The organism is Pseudomonas sp. GOM7 (assembly GCF_026723825.1).
Lineage (GTDB): Bacteria > Pseudomonadota > Gammaproteobacteria > Pseudomonadales > Pseudomonadaceae > Aquipseudomonas.
Map to the genome: position 1 here is coordinate 3,760,118 of NZ_CP113519.1, position 24,773 is coordinate 3,784,890.

22 protein-coding genes and 2 tRNA genes are annotated in these 24,773 nt (G+C 63.9%); 12 read left to right on the plus strand and 12 right to left on the minus strand.

What is annotated here, in order from left to right:
- The first annotated feature begins 81 nt into the window (after nucleotides 1–81).
- From OU800_RS16485 to OU800_RS16505, 5 genes are read left to right on the plus strand one after another with little or no spacing between them, the layout of a single operon-like run.
- Nucleotides 82–888, plus strand: coding sequence for an alkaline phosphatase family protein (locus tag OU800_RS16485; RefSeq protein WP_268178403.1), 807 nt, complete (start codon nucleotides 82–84; stop codon nucleotides 886–888).
- Nucleotides 885–1,730 carry an ABC transporter permease gene (locus OU800_RS16490; protein ID WP_268178404.1) on the plus strand — a complete coding sequence of 282 codons (846 nt, stop codon included), beginning with the start codon at nucleotides 885–887 and terminating at the stop codon, nucleotides 1,728–1,730. Before OU800_RS16485 ends, OU800_RS16490 begins: the two co-directional genes overlap by 4 nt.
- On the plus strand, nucleotides 1,717–2,505 hold the full coding sequence (locus OU800_RS16495; RefSeq protein WP_268178405.1) for an ABC transporter permease: 789 nt from the start codon (nucleotides 1,717–1,719) through the stop codon (nucleotides 2,503–2,505). The genes OU800_RS16490 and OU800_RS16495 overlap by 14 nt, the downstream gene beginning before the upstream one ends.
- On the plus strand, nucleotides 2,502–3,488 hold the full coding sequence (locus tag OU800_RS16500) for an ABC transporter ATP-binding protein (RefSeq protein ID WP_268178406.1): 987 nt from the start codon (nucleotides 2,502–2,504) through the stop codon (nucleotides 3,486–3,488). The genes OU800_RS16495 and OU800_RS16500 overlap by 4 nt, the downstream gene beginning before the upstream one ends.
- Nucleotides 3,488–4,141 (plus strand): HAD family hydrolase, encoded by a 654-nt coding sequence (locus tag OU800_RS16505; protein WP_268178407.1) that lies wholly within the window; start codon nucleotides 3,488–3,490, stop codon nucleotides 4,139–4,141. Before OU800_RS16500 ends, OU800_RS16505 begins: the two co-directional genes overlap by 1 nt.
- Before the next feature lie 1,213 nt (nucleotides 4,142–5,354).
- On the opposite strand, the gene OU800_RS16510 is transcribed toward OU800_RS16505, so the two are convergent.
- The gene (locus OU800_RS16510) at nucleotides 5,355–6,209 is read right to left on the minus strand and encodes a LysR substrate-binding domain-containing protein (protein ID WP_330221414.1); all 855 of its coding nucleotides are present in this window, start codon (nucleotides 6,207–6,209) and stop codon (nucleotides 5,355–5,357) included.
- A gap of 143 nt (nucleotides 6,210–6,352) precedes the next feature.
- Between OU800_RS16510 and OU800_RS16515 the strand changes: the two genes are divergently transcribed.
- Nucleotides 6,353–7,195 carry a bifunctional allantoicase/(S)-ureidoglycine aminohydrolase gene (locus tag OU800_RS16515; protein ID WP_268178409.1) on the plus strand — a complete coding sequence of 281 codons (843 nt, stop codon included), beginning with the start codon at nucleotides 6,353–6,355 and terminating at the stop codon, nucleotides 7,193–7,195.
- A gap of 85 nt (nucleotides 7,196–7,280) precedes the next feature.
- Here OU800_RS16515 and OU800_RS16520 read toward each other — a convergent pair whose 3' ends face one another.
- A complete protein-coding gene (locus tag OU800_RS16520) occupies nucleotides 7,281–8,276 on the minus strand; it encodes a helix-turn-helix transcriptional regulator (protein ID WP_268178410.1) in 996 nt (331 codons plus the stop codon).
- 186 nt (nucleotides 8,277–8,462) lie between these two features.
- Here OU800_RS16520 and OU800_RS16525 point away from each other — a divergent pair, with 186 nt between their 5' ends.
- Genes OU800_RS16525 through OU800_RS16535 form a run of 3 tightly spaced genes read left to right on the plus strand, consistent with a single transcriptional unit; the run spans nucleotide 8,463 to nucleotide 12,738 of the window.
- On the plus strand, nucleotides 8,463–10,439 hold the full coding sequence (locus OU800_RS16525) for a TonB-dependent receptor (protein WP_268178411.1): 1,977 nt from the start codon (nucleotides 8,463–8,465) through the stop codon (nucleotides 10,437–10,439).
- Entirely contained in the window at nucleotides 10,436–11,488 is a 1,053-nt protein-coding gene (locus OU800_RS16530) for a methyltransferase (protein ID WP_268178412.1), read from the plus strand. The genes OU800_RS16525 and OU800_RS16530 overlap by 4 nt, the downstream gene beginning before the upstream one ends.
- The gene (locus OU800_RS16535; RefSeq protein ID WP_268178413.1) at nucleotides 11,485–12,738 is read left to right on the plus strand and encodes an MFS transporter; all 1,254 of its coding nucleotides are present in this window, start codon (nucleotides 11,485–11,487) and stop codon (nucleotides 12,736–12,738) included. The genes OU800_RS16530 and OU800_RS16535 overlap by 4 nt, the downstream gene beginning before the upstream one ends.
- Before the next feature lie 141 nt (nucleotides 12,739–12,879).
- Here the strand turns inward: OU800_RS16535 and ahpF are convergent, their stop codons facing one another.
- The 3 genes from ahpF to OU800_RS16550 all read right to left on the minus strand — a co-directional run bounded on the left by ahpF (nucleotide 12,880) and on the right by OU800_RS16550 (nucleotide 16,360).
- The gene (ahpF, locus tag OU800_RS16540) at nucleotides 12,880–14,436 is read right to left on the minus strand and encodes an alkyl hydroperoxide reductase subunit F (protein WP_268178414.1); all 1,557 of its coding nucleotides are present in this window, start codon (nucleotides 14,434–14,436) and stop codon (nucleotides 12,880–12,882) included.
- Nucleotides 14,437–14,682: 246 nt separating this feature from the next.
- Nucleotides 14,683–15,246, minus strand: a complete 564-nt coding sequence (ahpC, locus tag OU800_RS16545) for an alkyl hydroperoxide reductase subunit C (RefSeq protein ID WP_268178415.1) — start codon at nucleotides 15,244–15,246, stop codon at nucleotides 14,683–14,685.
- A gap of 148 nt (nucleotides 15,247–15,394) precedes the next feature.
- Entirely contained in the window at nucleotides 15,395–16,360 is a 966-nt protein-coding gene (locus tag OU800_RS16550) for an NAD(P)H-quinone oxidoreductase (protein WP_268178416.1), read from the minus strand.
- A 104-nt stretch (nucleotides 16,361–16,464) separates the two neighbouring features.
- Here OU800_RS16550 and OU800_RS16555 point away from each other — a divergent pair, with 104 nt between their 5' ends.
- Complete coding sequence (locus OU800_RS16555; RefSeq protein WP_268178417.1) at nucleotides 16,465–18,543, plus strand: carboxy terminal-processing peptidase; 2,079 nt, start codon at nucleotides 16,465–16,467, stop codon at nucleotides 18,541–18,543.
- A 104-nt stretch (nucleotides 18,544–18,647) separates the two neighbouring features.
- Entirely contained in the window at nucleotides 18,648–20,405 is a 1,758-nt protein-coding gene (locus tag OU800_RS16560; RefSeq protein ID WP_268178418.1) for a bifunctional diguanylate cyclase/phosphodiesterase, read from the plus strand.
- Here the strand turns inward: OU800_RS16560 and OU800_RS16565 are convergent.
- The 7 genes from OU800_RS16565 to OU800_RS16595 all read right to left on the minus strand — a co-directional run bounded on the left by OU800_RS16565 (nucleotide 20,393) and on the right by OU800_RS16595 (nucleotide 23,526).
- Nucleotides 20,393–20,866, minus strand: coding sequence for a sel1 repeat family protein (locus tag OU800_RS16565; RefSeq protein WP_268178419.1), 474 nt, complete (start codon nucleotides 20,864–20,866; stop codon nucleotides 20,393–20,395). The two genes, OU800_RS16560 and OU800_RS16565, sit on opposite strands and share 13 nt — an antisense overlap.
- Nucleotides 20,859–21,224 carry a hypothetical protein gene (locus OU800_RS16570; RefSeq protein WP_268178420.1) on the minus strand — a complete coding sequence of 122 codons (366 nt, stop codon included), beginning with the start codon at nucleotides 21,222–21,224 and terminating at the stop codon, nucleotides 20,859–20,861. Before OU800_RS16570 ends, OU800_RS16565 begins: the two co-directional genes overlap by 8 nt.
- The gene (locus OU800_RS16575; protein ID WP_268178421.1) at nucleotides 21,221–21,547 is read right to left on the minus strand and encodes a helix-turn-helix domain-containing protein; all 327 of its coding nucleotides are present in this window, start codon (nucleotides 21,545–21,547) and stop codon (nucleotides 21,221–21,223) included. Before OU800_RS16575 ends, OU800_RS16570 begins: the two co-directional genes overlap by 4 nt.
- Before the next feature lie 57 nt (nucleotides 21,548–21,604).
- The gene (locus OU800_RS16580; protein ID WP_268178422.1) at nucleotides 21,605–22,060 is read right to left on the minus strand and encodes a YkvA family protein; all 456 of its coding nucleotides are present in this window, start codon (nucleotides 22,058–22,060) and stop codon (nucleotides 21,605–21,607) included.
- Between the two features lie 340 nt (nucleotides 22,061–22,400).
- Nucleotides 22,401–23,123: an FKBP-type peptidyl-prolyl cis-trans isomerase gene (locus OU800_RS16585; protein WP_268178423.1), complete on the minus strand. Its 723-nt coding sequence runs from the start codon at nucleotides 23,121–23,123 to the stop codon at nucleotides 22,401–22,403.
- Nucleotides 23,124–23,358: 235 nt separating this feature from the next.
- Nucleotides 23,359–23,435 (minus strand) — tRNA-Asp (locus OU800_RS16590).
- A 15-nt stretch (nucleotides 23,436–23,450) separates the two neighbouring features.
- Nucleotides 23,451–23,526: transfer RNA gene (locus OU800_RS16595), tRNA-Val, on the minus strand.
- Nucleotides 23,527–23,786: 260 nt separating this feature from the next.
- Between OU800_RS16595 and rdgC the strand changes: the two genes are divergently transcribed.
- A complete protein-coding gene (gene rdgC, locus OU800_RS16600) occupies nucleotides 23,787–24,707 on the plus strand; it encodes a recombination-associated protein RdgC (RefSeq protein ID WP_268178424.1) in 921 nt (306 codons plus the stop codon).
- Nucleotides 24,708–24,773: the final 66 nt, after the last annotated feature.

Consider the following 24,773-nt stretch of genomic DNA (forward strand, 5'->3'; position numbering starts at 1 on the left):
CCGTCCACCTTGCCATTTTGGCGTTTACCCATACGGTGGATCGATAAAGCGCGATCCACCCTACGCTTTTCAGGATTCCCCATGCCCTCCAAGGTCATCCTCGTCGTGCTCGACGGCCTCAGCCACTCGGTCGCACAACACGCCATGGGCCATCTGCACGCCTGGTGCGACGCCGGTCGCGCCGCCCTCTACCGCCTCGACTGCGAACTGCCGGCGCTGTCGCGCCCGCTCTACGAGGCCATCCTCACTGGCGTGCGCCCCATCGACAGCGGCGTGGTGCACAACGATGTCTCGCGCCTATCGCGCGAACGCAGCATCTTCCATTACGCCCGCGATGCCGGCCTGAGCACCGCCGCTGCGGCCTATCACTGGGTCAGCGAGCTGTACAACCGCTCGCCCTTCATCGCCGTGCGCGACCGGCATACCTGCGATGAGTCGCTGCCGATCCAGTACGGCCATTTCTACTACGCCGACCATTACCCGGATTCGCACCTGTTCGTCGACGCCGAAAGCCTGCGCCTGCAGCACGCGCCCGACCTGCTGCTGGTGCACCCGATGAACGTCGACGACGCCGGCCACAAGCACGGCCTGGACAGCCCCCAGTATCGCAACGCCGCGCGCATGGCCGACGTGCTACTGGCCGAGCATCTGCAGAACTGGGTCGATGCCGGCTATCAGGTGCTGGTCACCGCCGACCATGGCATGAACATCGACCGCTCGCACAACGGCCTGCTGGCAGAAGAGCGCCAGGTGCCGCTGTTCGTCATCGGCGATGCCTTCAGCCTCGATGCCACTGCGCGCCCTCGCCAGCTCGAGCTGTGCGGCAGCATCTGCCAGTTGCTCGGCGTACCCCACGACAAACCCTACTGCGCGGAGTTGCTGAGATGAGCGTGCCCTATTCCCGGCGGCGCTGGCTGCCGCTGCTGTTCGTGCTGCCCTTCGCCGCATTCTTCCTGGTGTTCCAGGTGGCGCCGCTGGTGTGGGTGGCGCTCAACAGCCTGAACAGCCCCACGGGCTGGGGCCTGGGCAATTTCGAGAAGATCTTCGCCTCGCGCTTCTACCGGCAGGCGATCCAGCACAGCCTGGAGATCGCCTTCTGGTCGAGCCTGTTCGGCATGGCCATCGCCATCCTCGGCAGCTACTCGCTGCGCCAGGTGGACTCGAAGCTGCGCGACTTCGTCATTGCCTTCTCCAACATGACCAGTAATTTTTCAGGGGTACCGCTGGCCTTCGCCTTCATCATCCTGCTCGGCTTCAACGGCGCGCTGACCCTGCTGCTGATCCAGCTCGGCCTGATCGAGAGCTTCAACCTCTACTCGAAGAACGGCCTGATCGTGCTCTACACCTACTTCCAGATCCCCCTCGGCGTGCTGCTGCTCTATCCCGCCTTCGACGCCCTGCGCCAGGACTGGCGCGAGTCCGCCGCACTGCTCGGCGCCGGCACCTGGGATTTCTGGCGCCACATCGGCCTGCCGGTGCTGACCCCGGCGCTGCTCGGCACCTTCGTCATCCTCCTGGCCAACGCCCTGGGCGCTTACGCCACGGTGTACTACCTGACCACCGGCAACTTCAACGTGATGCCCATTCGTATCGCGGCACTGGTCTCCGGTGACATCTCGCTGGACCCGAACCTGGCCAGCGCCCTGTCGATGGTTCTGGTCGGGCTGATGGTGCTGATCACCGTCGTCCACCAGCTACTGCTGAAAAGGAGCCAGCATGTCACGCGCTGATGTCAGCCTCTACCACCGCATCGTGGTCTGGCTGCTATTCCTCATCCTCCTGCTGCCCCTGGCCGGCACCCTGCTCTACTCACTGGCCACCACCTGGTCGGCGACCATCCTGCCGGACGGCCTGACGCTCAAGTGGTACGCCGCGCTGTGGAGCGACGAGCGCTTCCTGCGCGCCTTCGGCCAGTCGCTGCTGGTGTGCTTCGGTGCCCTGGCGTTGTCGGTGGTGTTGATCCTGCCGCTGATGTTCGTGGTGCACTACCACTTCCCCAGACTCGACGCGCTGATGAACGTGCTGATCCTGCTGCCGTTCGCCGTACCGCCGGTGGTGTCCTCGGTGGGCCTGCTGCAACTCTATGGCTCCGGCCCGCTGGCGATGACCGGCACGCCGTGGATCCTGCTCGGCTGCTACTTCACCATCGCCCTGCCGTTCATGTACCGCGCCATCGCCAACAACCTGCAGGCGATCAACCTGCGCGACCTGATGGACGCCGCCCACCTGCTCGGCGCCAGCACCTGGAAGGCCGCGTTTCTGGTGGTGCTGCCGAACCTGCGCAAGGGTCTGATGGTGTCGCTGTTCCTGTCGTTCAGCTTCCTGTTCGGCGAGTTCGTCTTCGCCAACATGCTGGTGGGCACCCGTTACGAGACGCTGCAGGTGTACCTGAACAACATGCGCAACAGCAGCGGCCACTTCAACAGTGCACTGGTGATCTCCTACTTCTTCTTCGTCCTGGTGTTCACCTGGGCGGCCAACCGTTTGAACAGGGACAAGGCATGAGCTTGCTGAGCATCCAGAACCTGCATAAAAGCTACGGCGACACCCGTATCTTCAGCGACATCAACTGCGAGATCGGCCAGGGCGAGTTCGTCACCCTGCTCGGCCCCTCCGGCTGCGGCAAGTCCACCCTGCTGCGCTGCATCGCCGGCCTGACCGATGTCGACGGCGGGCGCATCGTTCTTAGCGGCGAGGATTTGGTGCCACTGCCGCCGCAAAAACGCGGCATCGGCATGGTGTTCCAGAGCTATGCGTTGTTCCCCAACATGAGCGTGGCGCAGAACGTCGCCTTCGGATTGCGCATGCAGAAAGTGGCCAAGGCCGAAAGCGAGCAGCGCGTGCGCGAGGCACTGGAGATGGTCGAGCTGGGCGACTTCGCCGCCCGCTACCCGCACCAGCTCTCCGGCGGCCAGTGCCAGCGCGTGGCACTGGCCCGCTCGCTGGTTACCCGCCCACGCTTGCTGCTGCTCGACGAACCGCTGTCGGCACTCGATGCCCGTATCCGCAAGCACCTGCGCGAGCAGATCCGCGCCATCCAGCAGGAACTGAACCTGACGACGATCTTCGTCACCCATGACCAGGAAGAGGCGCTGACCATGAGCGACCGTATCTTCCTGATGAACGCCGGGCAGATCGTCCAGAGCGGCGACGCCGAAACCCTCTACACCGCGCCGGTGGATGCCTTCGCAGCCGGCTTCATCGGCAACTACAACCTGCTCGAGGCCGACGCCGCCAGCCGCCTGCTCGGCCAGCCGCTAACCTCGCGCGTGGCCATCCGCCCCGAGGCCATCGCCTTCGCTGACAGCGGCATCGCCGCGCAAATCCTTGGCCACAGCCTGCTCGGCAACGTCATCCGCTACCGCGTCGAGGCGCAGGGCTGCCAGTTGCTGGTGGACGTGCTCAACCGCTCGGCCGCCGACCTGCATGGCAACGGCCAGGCGGTCAGCCTGCAGATCGACGCAGCCGCGATCCGGGAGGTGGCGTGATGGCGCTGGCGATCTTCGATCTCGACGAAACCCTGATCCATGGCGACTGCGCCAGCCTGTGGACGGAGGAAATGGTGAAGATCGGCTGGGCCGATGGCGAATCCTTCATCGCCCAGGAGCAGGAGCTGATGCACCAGTACGCCGCCGGTACCCTGGCCATGGAAGACTACATGGCCTTTACCCTGTCGCCCCTGGTTGGCCGCACGCCCGAGGAAGTCGCCCATGTGGTCGAGCCCTTCGTCGAGGACGTGATCGAGCCGATTTTCTACAGCGACGCCAGCCGCTGCCTGGCCGCGCACCGTCAGGCCGGCGACCGCCTGCTGGTGATCTCCGCCTCGGCGCATTTTCTGGTCAGCGCCATCGCCGAACGCTTCGGCATCAGTGATGCGCTGGCCATCGACCTGGAGGTGCAGCACGGGTTCTACAGCGGGCGTACCGAAGGGGTACTGACCTACCGCGAAGGCAAGGTGACGCGCCTGCATGCCTGGCTCGCCGAACAGGGCGAGAGCCTGGCCGGTGCCAGCTTCTATTCCGATTCGCGTAACGACCTGCCGCTGTTGCAGGTGGTGGACAGGCCGTTCACGGTCAACCCCGATCCTACCCTGCGCGCCCACGCCGAGCGGGCTGGCTGGCCGATCCTGCATTGGCGCTGAGGCGCGGTTCGGTGGCCATGCCGCGGGATCCTTTCGGTTTCATCTCGTAGCCCGGATGCAATCCGGGGAAGCCTGGCACTGCCACCCAGCCCGCCGTCAGCCGTGGTGCGCACAGCGCACCCTACAGGGCTGAGGCGCGGTTTAGACTTCAGGCTATTTGAGGAGTGTCGGGGAAAGTCAGCGTGATACCGGACTGGCAAGTGTGTTGGCTTGTTGGTTGTTCTTGTGTCTGTTCCGAATTGCCGCGTTTTTGCTGATGTTTTTGGTTTCGCCCTCCCGGGCGAGTCACTTTGCCCGGATGGCCGGCCCGACAAAAGTAACCAAACCCTCCGCCCGGTCATCCGAGCTAGGCGCCCCCGCCCTGCTACGCGAGGGTTCGTTACTCGCTTCGCTCGCCCTTCGGGCCAGCCTTCGGCTGTTACTCCGCTTCGCTACGTTTCACTCCATCGCCGTTCCAGAGGCCCGCCGCGGTGGGCCATCCCTACCTAGGCGGCCCCGGCCATCGCGGCTCTCGGCTTTGGCATCCTGCGTCGCTCTACCTCCTGCATCCATGCAGTCGTCGCGACATCCATGTCGCTCAACCTCTTCCACGACGACTCCGTTCGCCCTCCTGGGCGGGCTCTGCACGCGCCTGAACCCGAGGTAACCCAGAAGTAGCACGGAGTGGTTGCACATGAGGTCAGCCTTAGGGCTGACCAGAATGCCGGCTGGAAGCCGGCAAGCTATTCAAGCGAATGAAACTACGAGAATGAAAGTTTTGGTTTAACTCGATGGCCCAGTCGCGATTTCACAACTACCAGAACACGCCGGGCGTACCTTGGAATGCCGGTTCGTTCAGGCGCGCGAATGTCCCCCTTCAGGAGGGTGAGTGGAATCGTTGCGTAGAGGGGCGAGCGGCATGGATGCCGCGAGAGGCTTAAAGGGCCAGGGATGGCCCTTGTAAGCCGACCCTCGGAGCAGCGATGGAACGAACGAACCCCGGCGCAGCCGGGGCCGGATGGCGGGGGTGCGTTTCTTTTGCTTACTTTTCTTTGCGCATTTCAAAGAAAAGTGAGTCGCCCGAGGGGGCGAAACCCAGAATATCTGAAAACACCCAAGGCGGCGTCCAGAACACCAACCAAGACAACAAGACAACACACAAACTTGCCAGTCCGGTCTCAAACCATGTCACAGGTCAGCCATGCTCTTCCAGCCGTGGTGCGCGCAGCGCACCCTACAGGGCCATGATCCTTTCACAGGCCTGGATCAGCGCCGTGGCCAGCTCGCGGGCATGGCCGGGTAGCTGGGCACGGGCATGCAGGGCCACCTCCACCGGGGCCACCGTGGGAAACCCCTCGGCCTCGCCCAGCTCGCGATGCGCCGGGGTGATCAGCCGGCGCGGCAGCAAGGTCAGCCCAAGCCCCCCTTCGGCTGCGGCGCTGACGCCGGGCAGGCTGCTGCTGACATAGGCGATACGCCAGGGCCTGCCCATGGCATCCAGCGCATGGGTCATCTCCAGGCGGTACAGGCCATTGGGCGGGAACACCGCCAGCGGCACCGGGTTGCGCGCCAGCACCGGGCGCTCGCGGCTGTCCAGCCAGGCCAGCGGTTCGGCCCAACTGGCCAAGCCCTTGACGCTGCCGGCACGCTGCTTGATTAGCGCCAGATCCAGTTCGCCAGCATTGAAGGCACGCCACACGTCATGGCTGAGACCGCTGGTGATCTCCAGGCGAATGCCGGGGTAGGCCTCGGCGAAGTCGGCCAGATAGGGCGTCAGACTGCTGGCGGCAAAATCGTCCGGCACGCCAAGACGCACCTCGCCCTCCTCCGCGCTGCGCCCCAGCGCCTGCTGCGCCTCGTCCAGCAGCGCGACGATGCGTTGGGCATAACCGAGCAGACGTTCGCCCTCGGTAGTGGTGACCACGTAGCGCCCGCTACGGTCGAGCAACTCTGCACCGACCTGCATCTCCAGACGGCGGATCTGCTGGCTGATGGTGGACTGGGTCAGGTGCAGGCTGGCGGCGGCACGGGTAAAGCCGCCGGTCTGCACCACGGCGAGAAAGCTGCGCAGAAGAACCGGGTCGAGCATGGATATAACCATCATGAAAGCCACTGCCAGGCATTCTACTATTTAATTTCCGAATCCAGCCGTCGCTTCCTTATAGTGCTGGCACGTCAGTTTCCCCGCCGGGCGCCCGCCCGACGCTTCACCATCGCCGAGGCCTCTTCTCGATGAGCAAAACCCCCTTCTACTACGCCCCGCATGGCGGTCATCCCGGTCAGGAGCAACTGCTGACCGACCGCGCCATGTTCACCGAAGCCTATGCCGTGATCCCCAAAGGCGTGATGCGTGACATCGTCACCAGCCATCTGCCGTTCTGGGACAACATGCGCATGTGGGTCATCGCCCGCCCGCTGACCGGCTTCGCCGAAACCTTCTCGCAATACATCGTCGAAGTCGCCCCCAACGGCGGCAGCGACAAGCCGGAGCTGGATCCAACTGCCGAGGGCGTGATCTTCGTCGTCGAAGGCACCTGCGACCTGACCTTGAACGGCACCGAGCATGCCCTGCGTCCGGGCAGCTACGCTTTCATCCCGCCGCAAAGCGATTGGTCGCTGCGCAACAAGAGCAGCGAGGCGGTGCGCTTCCACTGGCTGCGCAAGGCCTACCAGGCGGTCGAGGGCGTGCCCTACCCGGAAGCCTTCGTCACCCACGAACAGGACATCGAGCCCATTGTCATGCCCGGCACCGAAGGCCGCTGGAGCACCACCCGTTTCGTCGACATCAGCGACATGCGCCATGACATGCACGTCAACATCGTCAATTTCGAGCCGGGCGGGGTGATCCCCTTCGCCGAAACCCACGTCATGGAGCACGGCCTCTACGTGCTGGAAGGCAAGGCGGTGTATCGCCTCAACCAGGACTGGGTCGAAGTGGAAGCCGGTGACTTCATGTGGCTGCGCGCCTTCTGCCCACAGGCCTGCTACGCCGGCGGCCCGAGCCGCTTCCGCTACCTGCTGTACAAGGACGTCAACCGCCACATGCCACTGACCCTGGGTGGCCTGAAGCGCTGAGGCAGCCCTCGCCACGACACCAACGCCGCGCTCTTCGCAGAGCGCGGCGTTTTTCGTTGCAACGTGGGCGAACCTCGCGCCCAGATTACTCGTCCGATGCCAGCTCCTTGCTCGGGCGCCGGTGCGCACCGAACACCGACTTCGGCGCCTGGCCGAAGAAGGCGGAAAACGCCGCACTGAAGTTGTTCGGGTAGCGATAGCCAACGCGGTACGCCACCTGCGCCACCTGATGACCGCTCTCCAGCAGGACATGGGCCTTGCGCATGCGCATCTCGTGGAGCATGCGGTGGGGCGTGGTGTTGAAGCGGTAGTGGAAACCTTCCTTGAGCTTGAATTCGTTCAACCCTACCGCTGCGCACAGATAGGCGATGGTCAGTGGCTGGTCGAGCTGTTCGATCATCAGGTCGCGAGCGCGCTCCAGTTTCTCGATGTCCTGAGTGCTGAATTGCAGCGTTTTGGGCGTTGCCGGGCAAAGCAGATTGAGCTGCTCGGACAGCAGACTGAGCGTGTGGATATGCATATCCAGCGCTGCGATACGCTGCGGGTCGTTGAGATACCGCTGCAGCGCTCCGGCATGGGCACTGCTGGCCCCGCTGGTCTTGCGAAAGGCCAGTTGGCGGATATGCCCCGAGCCCAGCAACGTCCCGGCACGCTCCGCGCCCAGGTACCTGACCAGAGTGTTCTCACCCACCAGCAGACGCAGTTGGGAAACCGTGGTGCCGGCTTCGTAGCAGCGTTCCCCCTGGCTGCCATGGAACGCGGTGACGGTGGTGAAGCCGGCACGGAAACACAGCGTGTCACCATTGCGTGCCTTGTAGCCGGACTGCCCCTGCAGCCCCAGGGTGATCACCAGCATGTGGCGGTCATGAGGATCGACCGTCTCCTCGATCAGATCGCGGGTCGGATGGTAGCGCGAGCGAACCACCAGCAGATCGTGATCCAGCACGAAACGCTCCGAATAGCAGTCGCCCAACTCTTCCGGCAGTTGCTGGCGCTCCCAGCCAGAGGTTTCCCGGCGTACCAAGCGTGCCTGGCTCATCGCCAATCGATGCGGCTGGGAGATCCGTTGCACAACGGCCATGGGTCCTTCCTCCTGTTCAGATACGGGAAAATCCAGATTTCATACCAATCTATATGATACTCATTCTTATCTATCTATAGCATTGGTATCAAATCAATAGCACGCCATGTTGCGAAGGTATCTGCCTACGGGGGCATCTGCGGCCCCGTTCGTCATTTACCGGGTTCGGGGGGATAGATGGGAAAGATGGGTATCCGTTTGCCGGCCGGCATGCTGGGAGGCTTGCTGGCGCCGGCTCTGACGCTGGCGGCAACGCAGCAGTTGCCGGACATGACCGTTACCGCCAACAAGATCGAACAGGATCTGCAGGACGTACCGGCCAGTGTGTCGGTCGTACAGGGCGAGACCTTGCGCGACGCCGGGGCCGACGAGCTGCAGGCGCTGGCCCGGCGCACGCCGAACTTCGTCTTCCAGCCGTTCGGCCAGTCCGGCACCAACGTGCCGGTGATGCGTGGCATCAGCTCCAGCGCCACGGCGTTCTCCTCCTCCGTGCTGATGCTGGTCGATGGCGTGCCCACCCTGATGGGTCAGGGCTTCGACCACAACCTGCTGGCGGTGGAGCGAGTGGAAATCCTCCGTGGCCCGCAATCGACCCTGTACGGGCGCAACGCAGAGGCCGGCGTGATGCACCTGCATACCCGCCCCATCGACGACGCGCCCTACGCGCGGATCGATGCCACCCTGGGCAACCGCGACAAGCGCGTGCTGCGCTTCGATCTGAGCCAGGCGCTGGTGGCCGATACGCTGTACGGCGGCATCTCCGGCGAATGGCTCGAACAGGACGGTTTCATCGACAACGCCTACCGTGGCCGCGACGAGGATGATCGCGAGCGCCACAACGGCCGCGCCGTGCTGCGCTGGACACCCGCGTCAGCGACCAGCGCCACCTTGCGTTACAGCCGCCAGGACTACCGTGATGGCGGCTCGCTATGGGGCGCGGCCGGCTCGTCGCGCCGCGAGGTGCGCTCCGGCACCCGTAGCTGGAACCATTCCAGCGGCCGTAGCCTGTCGCTGGATATCGAGCATGAGCTGGATTCCGGCCTGCGCCTGCGCTCGATCACGGCACGCAACGACTTCTACGATCGCGTGCGCCAGGACACCGACTTCCTGCCGATCGACGCCCTGCATCTGGAGCGCGACTACCACCTGAGCACCCTGTCCCAGGAGCTGCGCCTGGAAGGCGAAGGGGCCGAGAGTCAGTGGCTCGTCGGCCTCTATGCCGATCGCGACGACCACTCGCTGGATTATCGCCAGAAGCTGCCCATGGCCATGACCCGCACCCAGGTGGATCTGGGCGGCAACACCGCCGCCCTGTTCGGCCAGTGGACGCAAGCGCTGACCTCGCACTGGTCCCTGACCCTGGGCGCGCGGATGGAGCGCAACGAGGTCAGCCTGTCACCCCGTGACAGCGGCAACCGCAGCGACCAGTGGCAACGCTTCACCCCCAAGCTGGCCTTGCAGTATGCCTGGAGCAGCGACACCCAGGCCTATGCCAGCTATTCGCAAGGCTTCCGTGCTGGCGGCTTCAATGCCTTCTCCGCCTCGGCCGGCTACCCAGGGTACGACCCGGAGCAGGTCGACGCCTATGAACTCGGCATCAAGGGCTGGGCCGCGGAACGTCGCCTGCGCTATTCGGCCGCCCTCTACTGGATGCAGATCAGCGACATGCAGGTGCAGCAGATCGTGCAGCCCGGGATGGTCTACATCACCAATGCCGCCGAGGCCCGCAGCAGCGGCCTGGAACTGGAGGCCGACTACCTGCTCGGCGCCCATTGGCAACTGCAGGCTTCGCTTGGCATCAACCGCACGCGCTTCGAGCGCTTTCAGGACGGCAGCGCCGACTACCAGGGCAACCGCGCCCCCTTCGCGCCCGACCTGACCAGCTACCTGGGCCTGCGCTACGACGCCGATAGCGGCTGGTTCGCCCAGGCCGGAGTCAGCGGAGTGGGTCGCACCTATCTCGATTCGGCCAACCGCTACGCCCGCGCCGGCTACGCCCTGCTCGACCTGAGCGCCGGCTATGACTTCGAGCACCTGGGCCTGAGCGCCTACGTGGAAAACGCCACCGACAAGCGCTACGACGCCGTCGGTTACCTCAATGGCATGGCCCGCGTGTACAGCGAGCCACGCGAGATCGGCCTACGCCTGAGCTATCGATTATGACCCCACACACCGACGCGACCAGCGGCCACCCGCTGCAACCCTACTGGAACCTGGCCCTGGCCTCGGTCCAGGCCGACGCCCTGCGCGTGGCCCTGGAGCTGAAGCTGTTCCGCCTGCTCGCCGAGCCGATGCCGGCCGGCAGCGTGGCCGAGCGTCTGCGCCTGCACCCGGACAACACCGAGCATCTGCTGGAAATACTCTGGAGCATGCGCCTGCTGGATCGTCAGGAAGCCGCAACGCCTGCGCAAGGCTGGCGCTACCAGGCCTCCTGGCTGGCGAGCCGCTACCTGGATCACGAATCGAAGCAGCATTGCGGCGACGCCTGGAGCCTGCGCCTGCAGGCGCTGCGCCATTTCGGCCAGCACCTGGACGAACAGCTACGCACCGGCGAGGCAAGCACCGCCCCCCGGCTCGCCGGCACCGCAGCCAACTGGCAGGCGGCAGCGCGCCTGCAGATCGCCCAGGAGCAACGGGCGGCAACGGCCGAGGCGGCGCTGGCGGTGTTCTCGCAACTGCCCGAATTCCCCCGTGCCCAACGCCTGCTCGACCTGGGCGGCGGCCCCGGGCTGGTCGCCATCGCCCTGGCCAAGGCCAACCCGAACCTGCGCGGCGAGGTGTTCGACCTGCCAGAGACCATCAGCGTGGCCGAAGAGAACATCCACGCGGCCGGCCTCGGCGGGCGTCTGCGGGGCCGCAGCGGCGACCTGATCCGCGACCCGATCGGCGAGGGCTATGACCTGATCTGGTGCTCCTCCGTGCTGCATTTCGTGCCCGATATCGACCAGGCTCTGGGCAAGATCCACGCCGCGTTGCGCCCAGGCGGCGTGCTGGTCTGCGCCCAGGCGGAAATTCCCGACAGCCAGGATGCGGCGCGGCAGATGCTCTCCTACTACCTGTCCATGCGCATGCTCGGGCGCCAGCTAACGCACGCCGGCGGCCTGCGCCAGGCTATGCAGCGGGCCGGTTTCAGCGCCTTGCAGACGCAGCACGAGGTGCCGTTCCCGGTGACCCCGGTCACCGCCGTGATCGGCCGCAGGAGCCTGCAATGACCCCCCAGGCATTGCATCTGCTCGGGCGCCAGGCGCTGTTCGGCTGGCTGAACTTCGTTCTGGCGGTGCCGAGCATCTACCTGTTGCTCGGCATGCCGCTGGTGATGCGCCAGCACGGTTGGTCGGGCACCGAGATCGGCCTGTTCCAGTTGGCCGGGCTGCCGGCGGTGTTCAAGTTCCTGCTGGCGCTGCCGGTGGAGCGCTGGCGCTTCGCCGGCGCGCATTACAGAAGCTGGGCACTGCTGCTGAACCTGGGGCTGGCGGTGGTTCTGCTGCTGGTGGGCAGGGAGGCACTGCTCGACAGGCACGGCCTGTTCTTCGCCCTGACGCTGCTGGCCGGGGTGCTGGCAACCTGGGCCGACATTCCGGTCAACGCCCTGGCGATCAAGCTTCTGCCGGAAGACCAACGCGTGCGCGCCGGGGCGATCCGCTCGGCGGCGCTGTTTCTGGCCGCCATCGTCGGTGGCGGCCTGATGCTGCTGGTGCACGCGCACTGGGGCTGGCAGGCCCCCTTCGTGCTGATGGCCGGCGCCCTGCTGCTGGGTGCGCTGTTGCTGCCGTTGCTGGGCGAAGGTGCGCCGCAAGGCCCGGCAGACGCTGCACAGAGCAGGTACGAGCCGAACTGGCGCGGCTACTTCGAGCAACCCGGGGCAGCGCTGTGGACCTGCCTGCTGCTGTCCTGCTTTCCGTTCATTGGCGCCAGTTGGCTGTACCTCAAGCCGTTGCTGCTCGATCAGGGCATGCCGGCCACCCAGGTGGCCTGGGTGGCCGGCGTCGGCGGCGGCGTGGTCGGTGCCCTGGCCAGCGTGATGGGCGGGCGCCTGTTGCGCCGGCTCGGGGTCGCCCGGGCCATGCCGCTGTTCACCGGCTTCGCCCTCTTCGCCCTGGCCAGTCTGACCGCCGTGCTCTGGAGCCAGGCCGGCCCGCTCGGGCTGATCATCGGCGCAACGCTGGTGGCAGCGGCTATGGGCGCGATCTCCGCCATGGTCTTCGGCCTGATGATGTACTTCACCCGCCACCAGCGCCAGGCCGTCGATTACGGCCTGCAGGCCAGCCTGTTCGTGGTCTCGCGCCTGGCGGTGCCGGTGGCCGCCGGCGTGCTTCTGGATCGCCTGGGCTACACCGGCATGCTGCTCGGCCTGACCTCGGCCATGCTCGGCGTCTACCTCCTGACGCTGATCGCCGGCCCCGCCCTGGCACGCATCACCGAAGGCGAGCGAATCATGGCCGAGTGCGACCTGAAGAATTGATAGCTACAGAGTGGTGGAAATATCGTTTCATACCGTCGTCATGAAAAAGCTCTGCTGGGTAGGTTTGAAACGTAGATAAACCGTACACAAACGAAAAAGGCCATCCCGGAGGATGGCCTTTCTCGTCTCTGCGATGCCCGATCAGCTATGGCGGATCAGGTAGTCGAAGGCGGACAGCGAAGCCTTCGAGCCCTCGCCCATGGCGATGACGATCTGCTTGTACGGCACGGTGGTCACGTCACCAGCGGCGAACACGCCGGGGATGTTGGTCGCGCCCTTGGCATCGACGACGATCTCGCCGAAACGACTGAGCTCCACGGTGCCCTTGAGCCAGTCGCTGTTGGGCAGCAGGCCGATCTGCACGAAGATGCCTTCCAGCTCGACGTTGTGCAGCTCCTCGGTGGTGCGATCCTTGTACACCAGGCCAGTGACCTTCTGCCCGTCGCCCTTGACCTCGGTGGTCTGCGCGCTCTTGATCACGGTGACGTTGGGCAGGCTGAACAGCTTCTTCTGCAGCACGGCGTCGGCACGCAGGGTGTCGGCGAACTCCAGCAGGGTGACGTGGGCAACGATGCCGGCCAGGTCGATGGCCGCCTCGACGCCGGAGTTACCGCCGCCGATCACCGCCACGCGCTTGCCCTTGAATAGCGGGCCGTCGCAGTGCGGGCAGAAGCACACGCCCTTGGCCTTGTACTCCTGCTCGCCGGGCACGCCCATCTCGCGCCAGCGGGCGCCGGTCGACAGGATCACGGTCTTGGCCTTGAGCGAGGCGCCGTTATCGAACTTCACCTCGTGCAGGCCGCCTTCGCTGCTGGCCGGCACCAGCGCGGTGGCGCGCTGCAGGTTCATGATGTCGACGTCGTATTCCTTGACGTGCTCTTCCAGGGCACGCACCAGTTTCGGGCCTTCGGTCTCCTTCACCGAGATGAAGTTCTCGATGGCCATGGTATCGAGCACCTGGCCGCCGAAGCGTTCGGCGGCGATGGCGGTGCGGATGCCCTTGCGCGCCGCGTAGATCGCAGCGGCGGCGCCAGCCGGGCCACCACCGACCACCAGCACGTCGAAGGCTTCCTTGGCGCTCATCTTCTCGGCGTCGCGGTTGGCGGCGCCGGTATCGATCTTGGCGAGGATTTCCTTCACGTCCATGCGGCCGGAAGCGAAGACTTCACCATTGAGGTAGACGCTCGGCACGGCCATGATCTGGCGCCGCTCGACCTCTTCCTGGAACAGCGCACCGTCGATGGAGACGTTGCGGATGTTGGGGTTGAGCACTGCCATCAGGTTCAGTGCCTGCACCACGTCCGGGCAGTTCTGGCAGGAGAGCGAGAAGTAGGTCTCGAACTCGAACTTGCCTTCGATGCTCTTGATCTGCTCGATGGTCTCGGCATCGAGCTTGGACGGATGGCCACCCACCTGCAGCAAGGCCAGCACCAGCGAGGTGAATTCGTGGCCCATGGGGATGCCGGCGAAGGTCAGGCCGATATCCGCTCCAGGGCGGTTGAGGGAGAACGACGGACGACGGGCGTCATTGCCATCGGTCTTGAGGGTGATCTTGTCGGTCAGGCCGACGATGTCTTCGAGCAGCCCGAGCAGTTCCTTGGACTTCTCGCCGTCATCCAGGGACGCGACGATCTCGAACGGCTGGGTGACCTTTTCCAGGTAGGCCTTCAACTGGGTTTGCAGATTGGCGTCCAACATGACGGGAATCCTCTAGAAATAGCGAATTACGGGCGAAAAAACGCCCGGACGGATCGCGCCCGGGCGTTCGGGCACCTTTGAAGGCCTTTTAGGCCTCGTAAGGCGAAAAATGGGATGAAGAGCGTCGCGAGCGACGGTAGTGCAAGGCGAAATCAGGCGAGGGCGCGGAGTTTACGAGCTGTAAATGAGCAGCCCGAGCCTGATTTCAACGCAGCAATACCTAGCGCAGCAGCTCTGCGCCCATTTTTAGATCTTGCCGACCAGGTCCAGGGAGGGAGCCAGGGTCTTCTCGCCTTCTTTCCACTTGGCCGGGCAGACTTCGCCCGGGTGAGCGGCGGTGTACTGAGCAGCTTTCAGCTTGCGCAGGGTTTCGCCGACGTCACGAGCAATCTCGTTGGAGTGGATTTCGACGGTCTTGATCACGCCTTCCGGGTTGATCACGAAGGTGCCACGCAGGGCCAGGCCTTCTTCGGCGATGTGCACGTCGAACGCGTTGGTCAGTTGGTGAGTCGGGTCACCGATCAGCGGGAACTGAGCCTTGCCAACGGCCGGCGAGGTTTCGTGCCAGACCTTGTGCGAGAAGTGGGTGTCGGTGGTGACGATGTACACCTCGGCACCGGCCTTCTGGAACTCGGCGTAGTTGTTGGCGGCGTCTTCGATCTCGGTCGGGCAGTTGAAGGTGAAGGCAGCCGGCATGAAGATCAGCACGGACCACTTGCCCTTGAGGCTCTCCTCGGTCACTTCGATGAACTTGCCGTTGTGGAAGGCGTTGACCTTGAACGGTTGCACTTGAGTGTTGATGAGGGACATCTCTGACTCCTTGTTGAGTTTCACTGAGGGTTGATAACTTCGATGGGGCGTATATTAGCCCCCTATCGAAAAAAAGCTTATTGATTACACCCATGGTATCGATTGAATGTGGCAATCGCAGCATTCATTCAATCGATGAGCGGAGGCTCTATTGGGCCAGTTCGGGGTCAATCAGCAGTACTACCTTGCCGTTGACCTGATTGCTGGCAAGCGTCTCGAAAGCGGCCTCACTGTCTTTGAGTGCAAAAGTGCGCTCCAGTTGCGGCTTGATGCGTCCTTCGCCGAATAAAGGCCATACCTGCTGCTGCAGGTCGTGCAACAGCTCGGCCTTGAAGCGGTCGTCGCGGTTGCGCAGCGTCGAGCCAATCAGTTGGATGCGTTTGCCCAGCACCTGAGCCAGATCCAGCCTCGCCTCGCGCCCACCCATCAGGCCAATGTTGACCCAACGCCCATCCTGCGCAAGCAACTCCAGATTGAGCGCCGCATACTGGCCGCCCACCGGGTCGAGAATCACGTCGAACGGGCCGAAATCGCGCAGGGCCTGCAGATCCTCGCTACGCAGCACACCGCCCTGGGCACCGAGCGCCTCGCAATAGGCCAGCCGCTCGGCCGAGCCGACGCTGACCCAGCAGGGGTTACCGAAGGCCTTGCATAGCTGGATAGCCGCCGAGCCGACACCGCTGGCACCGGCATGCAGCAATACCCTCTCCCCTGGTTTGAGGCCAGCGAGCTGGAACAGATTGAGCCAGGCAGTGGCATAGACTTCCGGCACGCCAGCCGCTTCGGCCAGGCTGAGGCCCTCCGGCACCGGCAGCGCATGGCGTGCATCGACCACCACCTCCTCGGCCATGCCGCCTCCGGCCAGCAGGCAGCACACGCGATCACCCACTGCCCAGGCGCTGCCAGGGCCAACCTCGACCACTACCCCGGCACACTCCAGACCCAACGCCTGGCTGGCTCCGGGCGGCGGAGGATAGAGCCCGGCACGCTGCAGCAGATCGGCCCGGTTGAGCCCGGCTGCCGCCACTTTCACCCGAATCTGCCCCACGTCACATGCCAGCGCGGGTTGCTCGAGCCACTCGGCCCGTCCTTCGACGCCTTGCAATGCCTTCATGCTGCCTCCATAGTGCAAACGAAACCTAGCTCAGCGCCAACGGAACCTGGCGCCCTCATATACGGCCTAATATGCGTTATCACTTGCCACTACGTCGAATCAGCATGAAGCGCTCTATCGCAAGCACCGCACTCGCACTCGCCCTCGGCTTCAGCGCCTTGCCGCTGGCGGCCAAGACTACCAGCGCCGACTGGCAATACCTGCAGCCGGATCGCGATCAGGTGGTCGCCAGCCTCAACGTGGTGGAACTGCTACGCCGTCATCACTACAACAAGCCGCCGCTCAATGACGAACGCTCGATCAAGATCTATGACAACTACCTCAAGTTGCTCGATCCCACGCGTAGTTACTTCACGGCCGCGGATATCGCCGAATTCGACCAGTGGCGCACCAAGTTCGACGACCTGCTGAAAAGCGGTGATCTGGAGCCCGGCTTCGCCATCTACCGTCGCCATCTGCAGCGCCTGCAGGAGCGCCTGGACTATGCCCTGGCCATGCTCGACAAGGGCGTTGACAAGATCGACTTCACGGTCGACGAGAGCCTGCAGGTGGATCGCGAGAATGCGCCCTGGGCCAAAGACAGCGCCGAACTCGACGAACTCTGGCGCAAGCGCGTGAAAGACGAAGTGCTGCGCCTGAAGATCGCCGGCAAGGATACCAAGGCCATTCAGGAGCTGCTGACCAAGCGCTACAAGAATCAATTGGCGCGCCTCAAGCAGACCCGTGGCGAGGACGTGTTCCAGGCCTATATCAACGCCTTCGCCACCACCTATGACCCGCACACCACCTACCTGTCGCCGGATAACGCGGAAAACTTCGACATCAACATGAGCCTGTCGCTCGAAGGCATCGGTGCGGTGCTGCAGAACGACAACGATTACGTCAAGGTGGTGCGCCTGGTGCCGGCCGGCCCGGCGGAAAAGAGCAAGCAGATCGCTCCTGCGGACAAGATCATCGGCGTCGCCCAGGGCAATGACGACATGGTCGACGTGATCGGCTGGCGCCTGGACGAGGTGGTCAAGCTGATCCGTGGCCCGAAAGGCTCTACCGTACGCCTGGAAGTCATCCCGGCGAGCAACCCACCGAGCGACCAGACCAGCAAGGTGGTCACCATCACCCGCGAAGCGGTCAAGCTCGAAGAACAGGCCGCGAAGAAGAAGGTGCTGCACCTGACCCAAGACGGCCATGACTACAAGCTCGGAGTGATCGAACTGCCGGCCTTCTACCTTGACTTCAAGGCCTTCCGTGCCGGCGACCCGGATTACAAGAGCACCACGCGCGACGTGAAGCGCCTGATCGACGAGTTGCAGAAAGAGAAGGTCGACGGTCTGGTGATCGACCTGCGCAACAACGGCGGTGGCTCGCTGCAGGAAGCCACCGAACTGACCAGCCTGTTCATCGACCAGGGCCCCACCGTACTGGTACGCAACGCCGACGGTCGCGTCGACGTGCTGGCCGACGAACACGAGGGTGCCTACTACAAAGGCCCGATGGCCGTACTGGTCAACCGCTTGTCCGCCTCTGCCTCGGAAATTTTCGCCGGTGCCATGCAGGACTACCATCGCGCCCTGATCCTCGGTGGCCAAACCTTCGGCAAGGGCACGGTGCAGACCATCCAGCCGCTCAATCACGGCGAGCTGAAGCTGACCCTGGCCAAGTTTTATCGCGTCTCCGGGCAGAGCACCCAGCACCAGGGCGTGCTTCCGGATATCGCCTACCCTGACGTGATGCACACCAAGGACATCGGCGAGAGCGCCCTGCCGGCCGCCATGCCCTGGGACAGCATCCGCCCGGCAATCAAGCCGGAACTGGATCCGATCAAGCCGTTCCTCAAGCAGCTACAGAGCAAGCACGATCAGCGCACCGCTCACGACCCGGACTTCCTCTTCACCCGCGCCAGCATCGACCTGTCGAAACAGTTGATGGCCGAAACCACCGTCAGCCTCAACGAGGCCAAACGCCGCGCCAGGCAGGCTGAAATCGAGGCCAAGCAGCTCAAGCTGGAGAACAATCGACGCCTGGCCAAGGGTGAGGAACCCCTCAAGGAGCTGGCCAAGCAAGACGAAGATGCACTGCCCGTCGAAGACGACAAGAGCACGCCGGAAGACGATGCCTACCTGGCCGAGTCCGGGCACATCCTCATCGACTACCTGAACCTCAATCCGGCCTTGGCGCAACATTGATGAAAGCTGTCGCAACTCGTCATCAAACAGTCATTAAACTGTCGTGAAATACAGGGGCCGATCATTGATCGGCCTTTTTCGTTTCCGGGCATAACGAGACCATCATGACCGTCACCGAGCAGTTGAGCGCCCTGGGTAACATCCTCGCTCACGGCGACCTCAACAGCCTGTTCCAACCCATCGTATCCCTCTCGGAGCAGCGTATCCTCGGCTACGAGGCGCTGACCCGCGGGCCATCCAACAGCCCGCTGCACTCGCCGCTGACCCTCTTCGCCGTGGCCCGCCATGCCGGTCGTCTCAGCGACCTGGAAATGCTCTGCCGCAAGAGTGCCTGCAAGCGTTTCAGCAACCTGGGACTGGAAGGCAAGCTGTTCCTCAACGTATCCCCCGAATCTCTGCTCGAAGCCAGCCACCAGCCAGGCCGTACGCTCAAGCTGCTACAGGCCTTCGGCATTCCACCGAGCCAGGTGGTCATAGAACTCACCGAGCAATCCCCGACCGAAGACTTCGCCCTGCTCGACAACGCCCTGCATCACTACCGCGCCATGGGTTTCTCCATCGCACTGGACGACCTCGGCGCCGGCTACTCCAGCCTGCGCCTGTGGTCGGAACTGCGCCCGGACTACGTGAAGATCGACCGCCACTTCATCGACGGCATCCATCAGGACGCGGTCAAGCGCGAGTTCGTCGGCTCCATCCTGAAGATGGCCCAGGCTTCGCGTGCCCAGGTGATCGCCGAGGGCATCGAGCGCGTGGAGGAATTCACCGTGCTGGCCGAAATGGGCGTGGATCTGATGCAAGGCTACCTGCTTGGCCGTCCACAGGAGCGCCCGCCGCGTGATGTCCGCCAGCAGCTCACCAGCCTGCAGGACAACCAGGCCGTCCTCAACGACGACCACCATGACCTTACCCCGCTGCTCAACGAGCTGCCTGCGGTGAACCAGCACACGGCCACCGCCGAAGTGCTGGAAATGTTCCGTGCGCAACCGAACCTGAACTCCCTGGCCGTGCTCGACGAAGCCCAGCAGCCCATCGGCATCGTCCACCGCCACTCGCTATCGGAGGCCCTGCTCAAGCCCTTCGCCACCGATCTGTTCGCGCGCAAGCCGATCAGCCGCCTGATGAGTCAGGACTTTCTCGCCGTGGAGCTCTACCAGTCGCTGCAGAAGGTCAGCCGCCTGCTCACCAGCCGCGCCCGACAGCGTATCGAAGAAGACTTCATCATCACCCTGCAGGGCAGCTATCGCGGCCTGGGCCGCGTCATCGACGTGCTCAAGCTGATCACCGAGCAGAAGCTGCAGCAGGCACGCCACGCCAACCCACTGACCCTGCTGCCCGGCAACGTGCCGATCCAGCAATGCCTGACCCGCCTGCTGCAGCAGCAGCGCTCGGCAGCGGTGTGCTACGTCGACATCGACAGCTTCAAACCCTTCAATGACCTCTATGGCTATGCCAAGGGCGACGAAGTGCTGCTGTGCCTGGCCCAGTGCCTGAACGAGCGCGTCGACCCGGCGCGCGACTTCGTCGGCCATATCGGCGGCGACGACTTCATGCTGGTGCTGGGCAGCGAGGACTGGCGACAGAAACTCAGCCGCCTGCTGGACGACTTCCAGAACCAGTGCCGACGCTTCTACCGTGAGGAGCATCTGCAGGCTGGCTGCTTCGTCGCCCATAACCGCCAGGGCCAGCGCCAGGAATACCCGCTTCTGTCACTGTCGGTGGGCGTGGTGCAGTTGCAGGGACAGGACTGCGCGCATCTGGACGCCGCCCTGCTCGCCGAGATGGCCTCCGATGCCAAGCGCGGCGCCAAGGCCATGCCCGGTTACAGCGTGCACATCATCGAGGCGGCTCAGCGCTCCTGAGCGTCCAGGCGAGCGTAGTGCTCGGCCTGCGCGGAGTCAGCCGCCACCCCTGGCGCGCCCTCGCGATACAGCACAGCCAGACGCCCGGCCGCCAGCGGATGTCCCGCTGCCAGCGCCATCCCCCACCAGCGCACGGCCTCCTGGCCGTCGGGCGATTGCCGGGTGTCGCCCTTGAGCGCCAGTTGCCCAAGCTGATAGGCCGCCTTGCCATCACCGGCCTGGGCCGCCAGGCGCAGCAGGCGCAGGCCCTCCTCGCGGGCGCCGAAGCCCTGACCGCGAAACAGCAGGATATGGCCATAGAAGCTCTGCGCCCCACGATCGCCCAGATTGGCCATGCGCCCATATTGCCCCTGCATCCACTGCCAGGCGCGCGGCTGGCGCATCAACCATGGCCAATGGAACAGGCGCCGTGCCAGCCAGTAGCCCAGGCGCGCCCGTAACTGCCAGAGCCACCTAGACATCGTCGGGGTACTCGAACTCGAAGACACGGGTCACTTCGGCAGCGTGCCAGGAGGCCGCCGCGACCCCATCGGGCGCGCCGCTGAAACGGGCCAGGCGGGCCACACAGTCGAAGAAACCGGTTCTCGGCAGTCGGCTGGCGCCCTGGCTGATCACCAGCGCGCTACGCAATGGGCGATCGGCACGCGCATCCAGCGCCGCGAGATGTTCCAGCGCCGCCGTGAGCGTCTGCATGGCCGGGCTGGGCAGTTCCAGACGCTCGATCAGGGCGCGATAGGTAAGCAGGTGGCGCTGACGGCGGGCATCCTCCAGCTCGGTAAGCAATGCCTGCCAATGCTGACGACTGATGCGCACGCTCAAGACCAGCCCTCCAGGCCGAGCTGCCAGGCCAGTGAACGGAGGATGGCGGCATCGGGTTGACGCTCGCCACGTTCGATCATTGCCAGGTAATGGGGGCTGATACCGACGCTGCGCGCCAACTCCTCGGCGGCCAGGCCCTTGGCTTCACGCAGTTGCTGCAACTGGCTCAAAGCCGGGCGCGTGGCGTTGCCCTGCGCCCCCGCATCCTGCATCACAGGTGCCTGCGTGCTCTGCCCGGCGGCCTGCAGCAAGGCCTGGTAATCGGCCCAGGGCAGCACGGCGTATTCCGGCTCGCCGTCGCGGGCAATGATTTGCACTGTCATCGTCTCTCCAGAAAAATGCGCAACCGAAGGCTCGGGGCATCTTAACAGGCGGCCGACTCAGATGGTCGCCCGAGGCGAAACGTCCTTGGCATCGCTCGGCGCAGGCAGCGCTTCGATGACGGCAAGCCGCTCCGGCGACTGCTGCTCGCGCCAGAGGCGAAACGCCTGCAGCTCGTCCCTCCAGGTATTGAGTACCCAGGCCAGTACGGCGAGGTCGTCGACGAACCCCAAGCCCACCAACCAATCGGGTATGGCATCGAGCGGTGTGATGAAGTAGAGCAACGCCGCCACGGCCATCAGCAAGGCCTGCTTGCTGACCTGTCGGTATTCGCCCTTGAACCAGGCCAGGCACAGCGAACGCAACAGTTGCACGTCCTCTCTGAGCGCGGCGAAGCGGGCGCCAACCGGGGTCTTCTTGTCGGCAAGCTGGCGCAACAGTTCGGGCAGCTTGCCGTCACGCACGAAGCGCGCCGCAAGCGGAAGGTAACGCGCCAGTTTCCAGGGAGTTTTCATCATCGCTCCTTGGCAGCCCAGTGACTGCCTGGGGTTGCCGGTTTATCCACCGAAGCTGTGGATAAACCTGTGCAAAGACTTTCGACAAGCTTACCAAAGCCCCGTGCTATGGGGCCTTCAGTCAGATCGGGCATTTTTTGCCCAGCCCACAAAACCCAATGAAATCAATAAGTTGTGAGTTGACGAAAAAGTCATTCAAGTGTAACGGCGATCACTTGGGAGTGATTCGCACAATGTGCATAAGCGTAACACCTGGATCAGCTCGCACCGCTCAGGTCAAGCGCAAAAACGCAAACGCCCCATCAAGAGACGGGGCGTTTTTTTCAATCAGGGCAGGTTGTTACTGAGCGACGTCCTGATCCTTGGCGTTCTTGTCCTTGATGCCGATCAGTTCCAGATCGAACACCAGCACCGAGTTGGCCGGAATGGCCGGCGACGGGCTCTGCTCGCCATAGGCCAGCTCGCTGGGGATGTACAGCTTGTACTTCTCGCCCACGTGCATCAGTTGCAGACCTTCGACCCAACCTGGGATCACGCCGCTGACCGGCAGATCGATGGGGCTGCCACGGGCGACCGAGCTATCGAAGACGCTGCCATCGGTCAACTTGCCTTCATAGTGAACGGTGACCACATCGTCAGGCTTGGGCTGAGCACCATCGGTCTTCTTGATCACTTCGTACTGCAGGCCGGAGGCGGTGGTCACCACGCCTTCACGCTTGCCATTCTCTTCGAGGAACTTCTTGCCGGCTTCGGCGGTTTCCTTGCTCAGCGCAACCATGCGCTCCTGGGCACGGTTCTGCAGGAAGGTGAAGGCCTCGACCATCTCTTCATCCTTGATGCGCGGCTCCTTCTTCGCCATCGCGTCTTCGATACCTTGGGCGACGGCCTTGGAATCCAGATCGTCCATGCCTTCCTCGGAGAGGCTGCGTCCCATATTCAGGCCGATACCGTAGGAAGCTTTCTGCGCCGGGCTCTTGAGTTCGACTTCGCTGGTCTGCGAATCACAACCCGTGAGTACCAGACCCACCAGGGCAACCGCCGCCGCCAAACGATGCTGTTTCATGCTTGTTCCTTTGTTGATGCGCCCGAAGGCCGTCGTGTGAAAGCGCGAGCTTAGGGTCTGTTGGCGCCTCGACGCAAGCAGACATCACAGGATCGAGGCCTGCGAAGCAGCACGCTGCTGGCTACGGCATTAGGAGCCCGGCAAAGCGCACAAGTTCAGGCGTACAAAGGATTTCTTGAAGTTTTCGGCGAACGCCGAAGAATTGTCACAGGAGGGGATGAAGCGAGGAGAAGAATGGCGCAGCGGACGGGACTCGAACCCGCGACCCCCGGCGTGACAGGCCGGTATTCTAACCGACTGAACTACCGCTGCGCGTAACTGCGAGATTGGTGGGTGGTGACGGGATCGAACCGCCGACCCTCTGCTTGTAAGGCAGATGCTCTCCCGGCTGAGCTAACCACCCCATTCACTCTCGAAGTGGGGCGCATTCTAGTGAGCGCAGATGACCTTGGCAAGCCTGGATGTGAAAAAAATTTATCGAGGCAGCAAGAACTTAGCGAATGCCCAGGAATTATCCAGACGGCCACTTGCCAGGGTTGGCCTCGCCGCTCTAGGCGACAATAATGCGCGCTGCATATCGGCAGGCAGCCCCTGCCCCCCGTTCGTTGGCGCGCCCGCCTGGTCGGTCAGCGCCCCCTCAAGCCAATGGAGAGTCACCCGCTCATGTGGTTCCGCAACCTGCTGGTCTATCGCCTCACCCAGGACATCCCCTTCGACGCCGACGCACTGGAAGCTGCTCTGGCCAGCAAACCGGCACGCCCCTGCGCCAGCCAGGAACTGACCACCTACGGTTTCACCGCCCCCTTCGGCAAGGGTGCCGATGCCCCGCTGGTGCATGTCAGCGGCGATTTTCTGCTGATCGGCGCACGCAAGGAAGAGCGCATCCTGCCGGGCTCGGTGGTGCGTGATGCGCTCAAGGAGAAGGTCGACGAGATCGAGAACACCCAGATGCGCAAGGTGTATAAAAAGGAGCGCGACCAGATCAAGGACGAGATCGTCCAGGCCTTCCTGCCACGCGCCTTCATTCGCAAATCTGGCACCTTCGCCGCCATCGCGCCGAAACAGGGCCTGATCCTGGTGGACAGCGCCAGCGCCAAGAAGGCCGAAGACCTGCTCTCCACCCTGCGCGAGGCCATCGGCTCGCTGCCGGTGCGCCCGCTGTCGGTGAAGATCGCCCCGACCGCCACCCTTACCGACTGGCTGAAGAGCCAGAGCGCCGCCGAGGGGTTCTTCGTCCTCGATGAATGCGAGCTGCGCGATACCCATGAGGATGGCGGTGTGGTGCGCTGCAAGCGCCAGGATCTCACCAGCGAGGAAATCCAGCTGCACCTGTCCACCGGCAAGCAGGTCACCCAGCTATCGCTGGCCTGGCAGGACAAACTGTCCTTCGTCCTCGACGACAAGCTGACCATCAAGCGCCTGCGCTTTGAGGACATCCTCCAGGAGCAGGCCGAACAGGATGGCGGCGACGATGCCCTGGCTCAGCAGGATGCCAGCTTCACCCTGATGATGATGACTCTGGTGGAGTTCCTGCCCGAGCTGTTCAGCGCCCTCGGCGGTGAAGAGATTCCGCAGGGCATCTGAGGCCCTGGCGGATGTGTGGCGGGGCGCCAGGCGCGCCCCGCCATACTCTGCACGAGCGTCCTGGGC

What these genes read in the sequence shown, in the direction of transcription:
- OU800_RS16485 (WP_268178403.1), top strand. Translation starts at nt 82, where the DNA reads ATGCCCTCCAAGGTCATCCTCGTCGTGCTCGACGGCCTCAGCCACTCG.
- OU800_RS16490 (WP_268178404.1), top strand. Translation starts at nt 885, where the DNA reads ATGAGCGTGCCCTATTCCCGGCGGCGCTGGCTGCCGCTGCTGTTCGTG.
- OU800_RS16495 (WP_268178405.1), top strand. Translation starts at nt 1,717, where the DNA reads ATGTCACGCGCTGATGTCAGCCTCTACCACCGCATCGTGGTCTGGCTG.
- OU800_RS16500 (WP_268178406.1), top strand. Translation starts at nt 2,502, where the DNA reads ATGAGCTTGCTGAGCATCCAGAACCTGCATAAAAGCTACGGCGACACC.
- OU800_RS16505 (WP_268178407.1), top strand. Translation starts at nt 3,488, where the DNA reads ATGGCGCTGGCGATCTTCGATCTCGACGAAACCCTGATCCATGGCGAC.
- OU800_RS16510 (WP_330221414.1), bottom strand. Translation starts at nt 6,209, where the DNA reads ATGCTCGACCCGGTTCTTCTGCGCAGCTTTCTCGCCGTGGTGCAGACC.
- OU800_RS16515 (WP_268178409.1), top strand. Translation starts at nt 6,353, where the DNA reads ATGAGCAAAACCCCCTTCTACTACGCCCCGCATGGCGGTCATCCCGGT.
- OU800_RS16520 (WP_268178410.1), bottom strand. Translation starts at nt 8,276, where the DNA reads ATGGCCGTTGTGCAACGGATCTCCCAGCCGCATCGATTGGCGATGAGC.
- OU800_RS16525 (WP_268178411.1), top strand. Translation starts at nt 8,463, where the DNA reads ATGGGTATCCGTTTGCCGGCCGGCATGCTGGGAGGCTTGCTGGCGCCG.
- OU800_RS16530 (WP_268178412.1), top strand. Translation starts at nt 10,436, where the DNA reads ATGACCCCACACACCGACGCGACCAGCGGCCACCCGCTGCAACCCTAC.
- OU800_RS16535 (WP_268178413.1), top strand. Translation starts at nt 11,485, where the DNA reads ATGACCCCCCAGGCATTGCATCTGCTCGGGCGCCAGGCGCTGTTCGGC.
- ahpF (WP_268178414.1), bottom strand. Translation starts at nt 14,436, where the DNA reads ATGTTGGACGCCAATCTGCAAACCCAGTTGAAGGCCTACCTGGAAAAG.
- ahpC (WP_268178415.1), bottom strand. Translation starts at nt 15,246, where the DNA reads ATGTCCCTCATCAACACTCAAGTGCAACCGTTCAAGGTCAACGCCTTC.
- OU800_RS16550 (WP_268178416.1), bottom strand. Translation starts at nt 16,360, where the DNA reads ATGAAGGCATTGCAAGGCGTCGAAGGACGGGCCGAGTGGCTCGAGCAA.
- OU800_RS16555 (WP_268178417.1), top strand. Translation starts at nt 16,465, where the DNA reads ATGAAGCGCTCTATCGCAAGCACCGCACTCGCACTCGCCCTCGGCTTC.
- OU800_RS16560 (WP_268178418.1), top strand. Translation starts at nt 18,648, where the DNA reads ATGACCGTCACCGAGCAGTTGAGCGCCCTGGGTAACATCCTCGCTCAC.
- OU800_RS16565 (WP_268178419.1), bottom strand. Translation starts at nt 20,866, where the DNA reads ATGTCTAGGTGGCTCTGGCAGTTACGGGCGCGCCTGGGCTACTGGCTG.
- OU800_RS16575 (WP_268178421.1), bottom strand. Translation starts at nt 21,547, where the DNA reads ATGACAGTGCAAATCATTGCCCGCGACGGCGAGCCGGAATACGCCGTG.
- OU800_RS16580 (WP_268178422.1), bottom strand. Translation starts at nt 22,060, where the DNA reads ATGAAAACTCCCTGGAAACTGGCGCGTTACCTTCCGCTTGCGGCGCGC.
- OU800_RS16585 (WP_268178423.1), bottom strand. Translation starts at nt 23,123, where the DNA reads ATGAAACAGCATCGTTTGGCGGCGGCGGTTGCCCTGGTGGGTCTGGTA.
- rdgC (WP_268178424.1), top strand. Translation starts at nt 23,787, where the DNA reads ATGTGGTTCCGCAACCTGCTGGTCTATCGCCTCACCCAGGACATCCCC.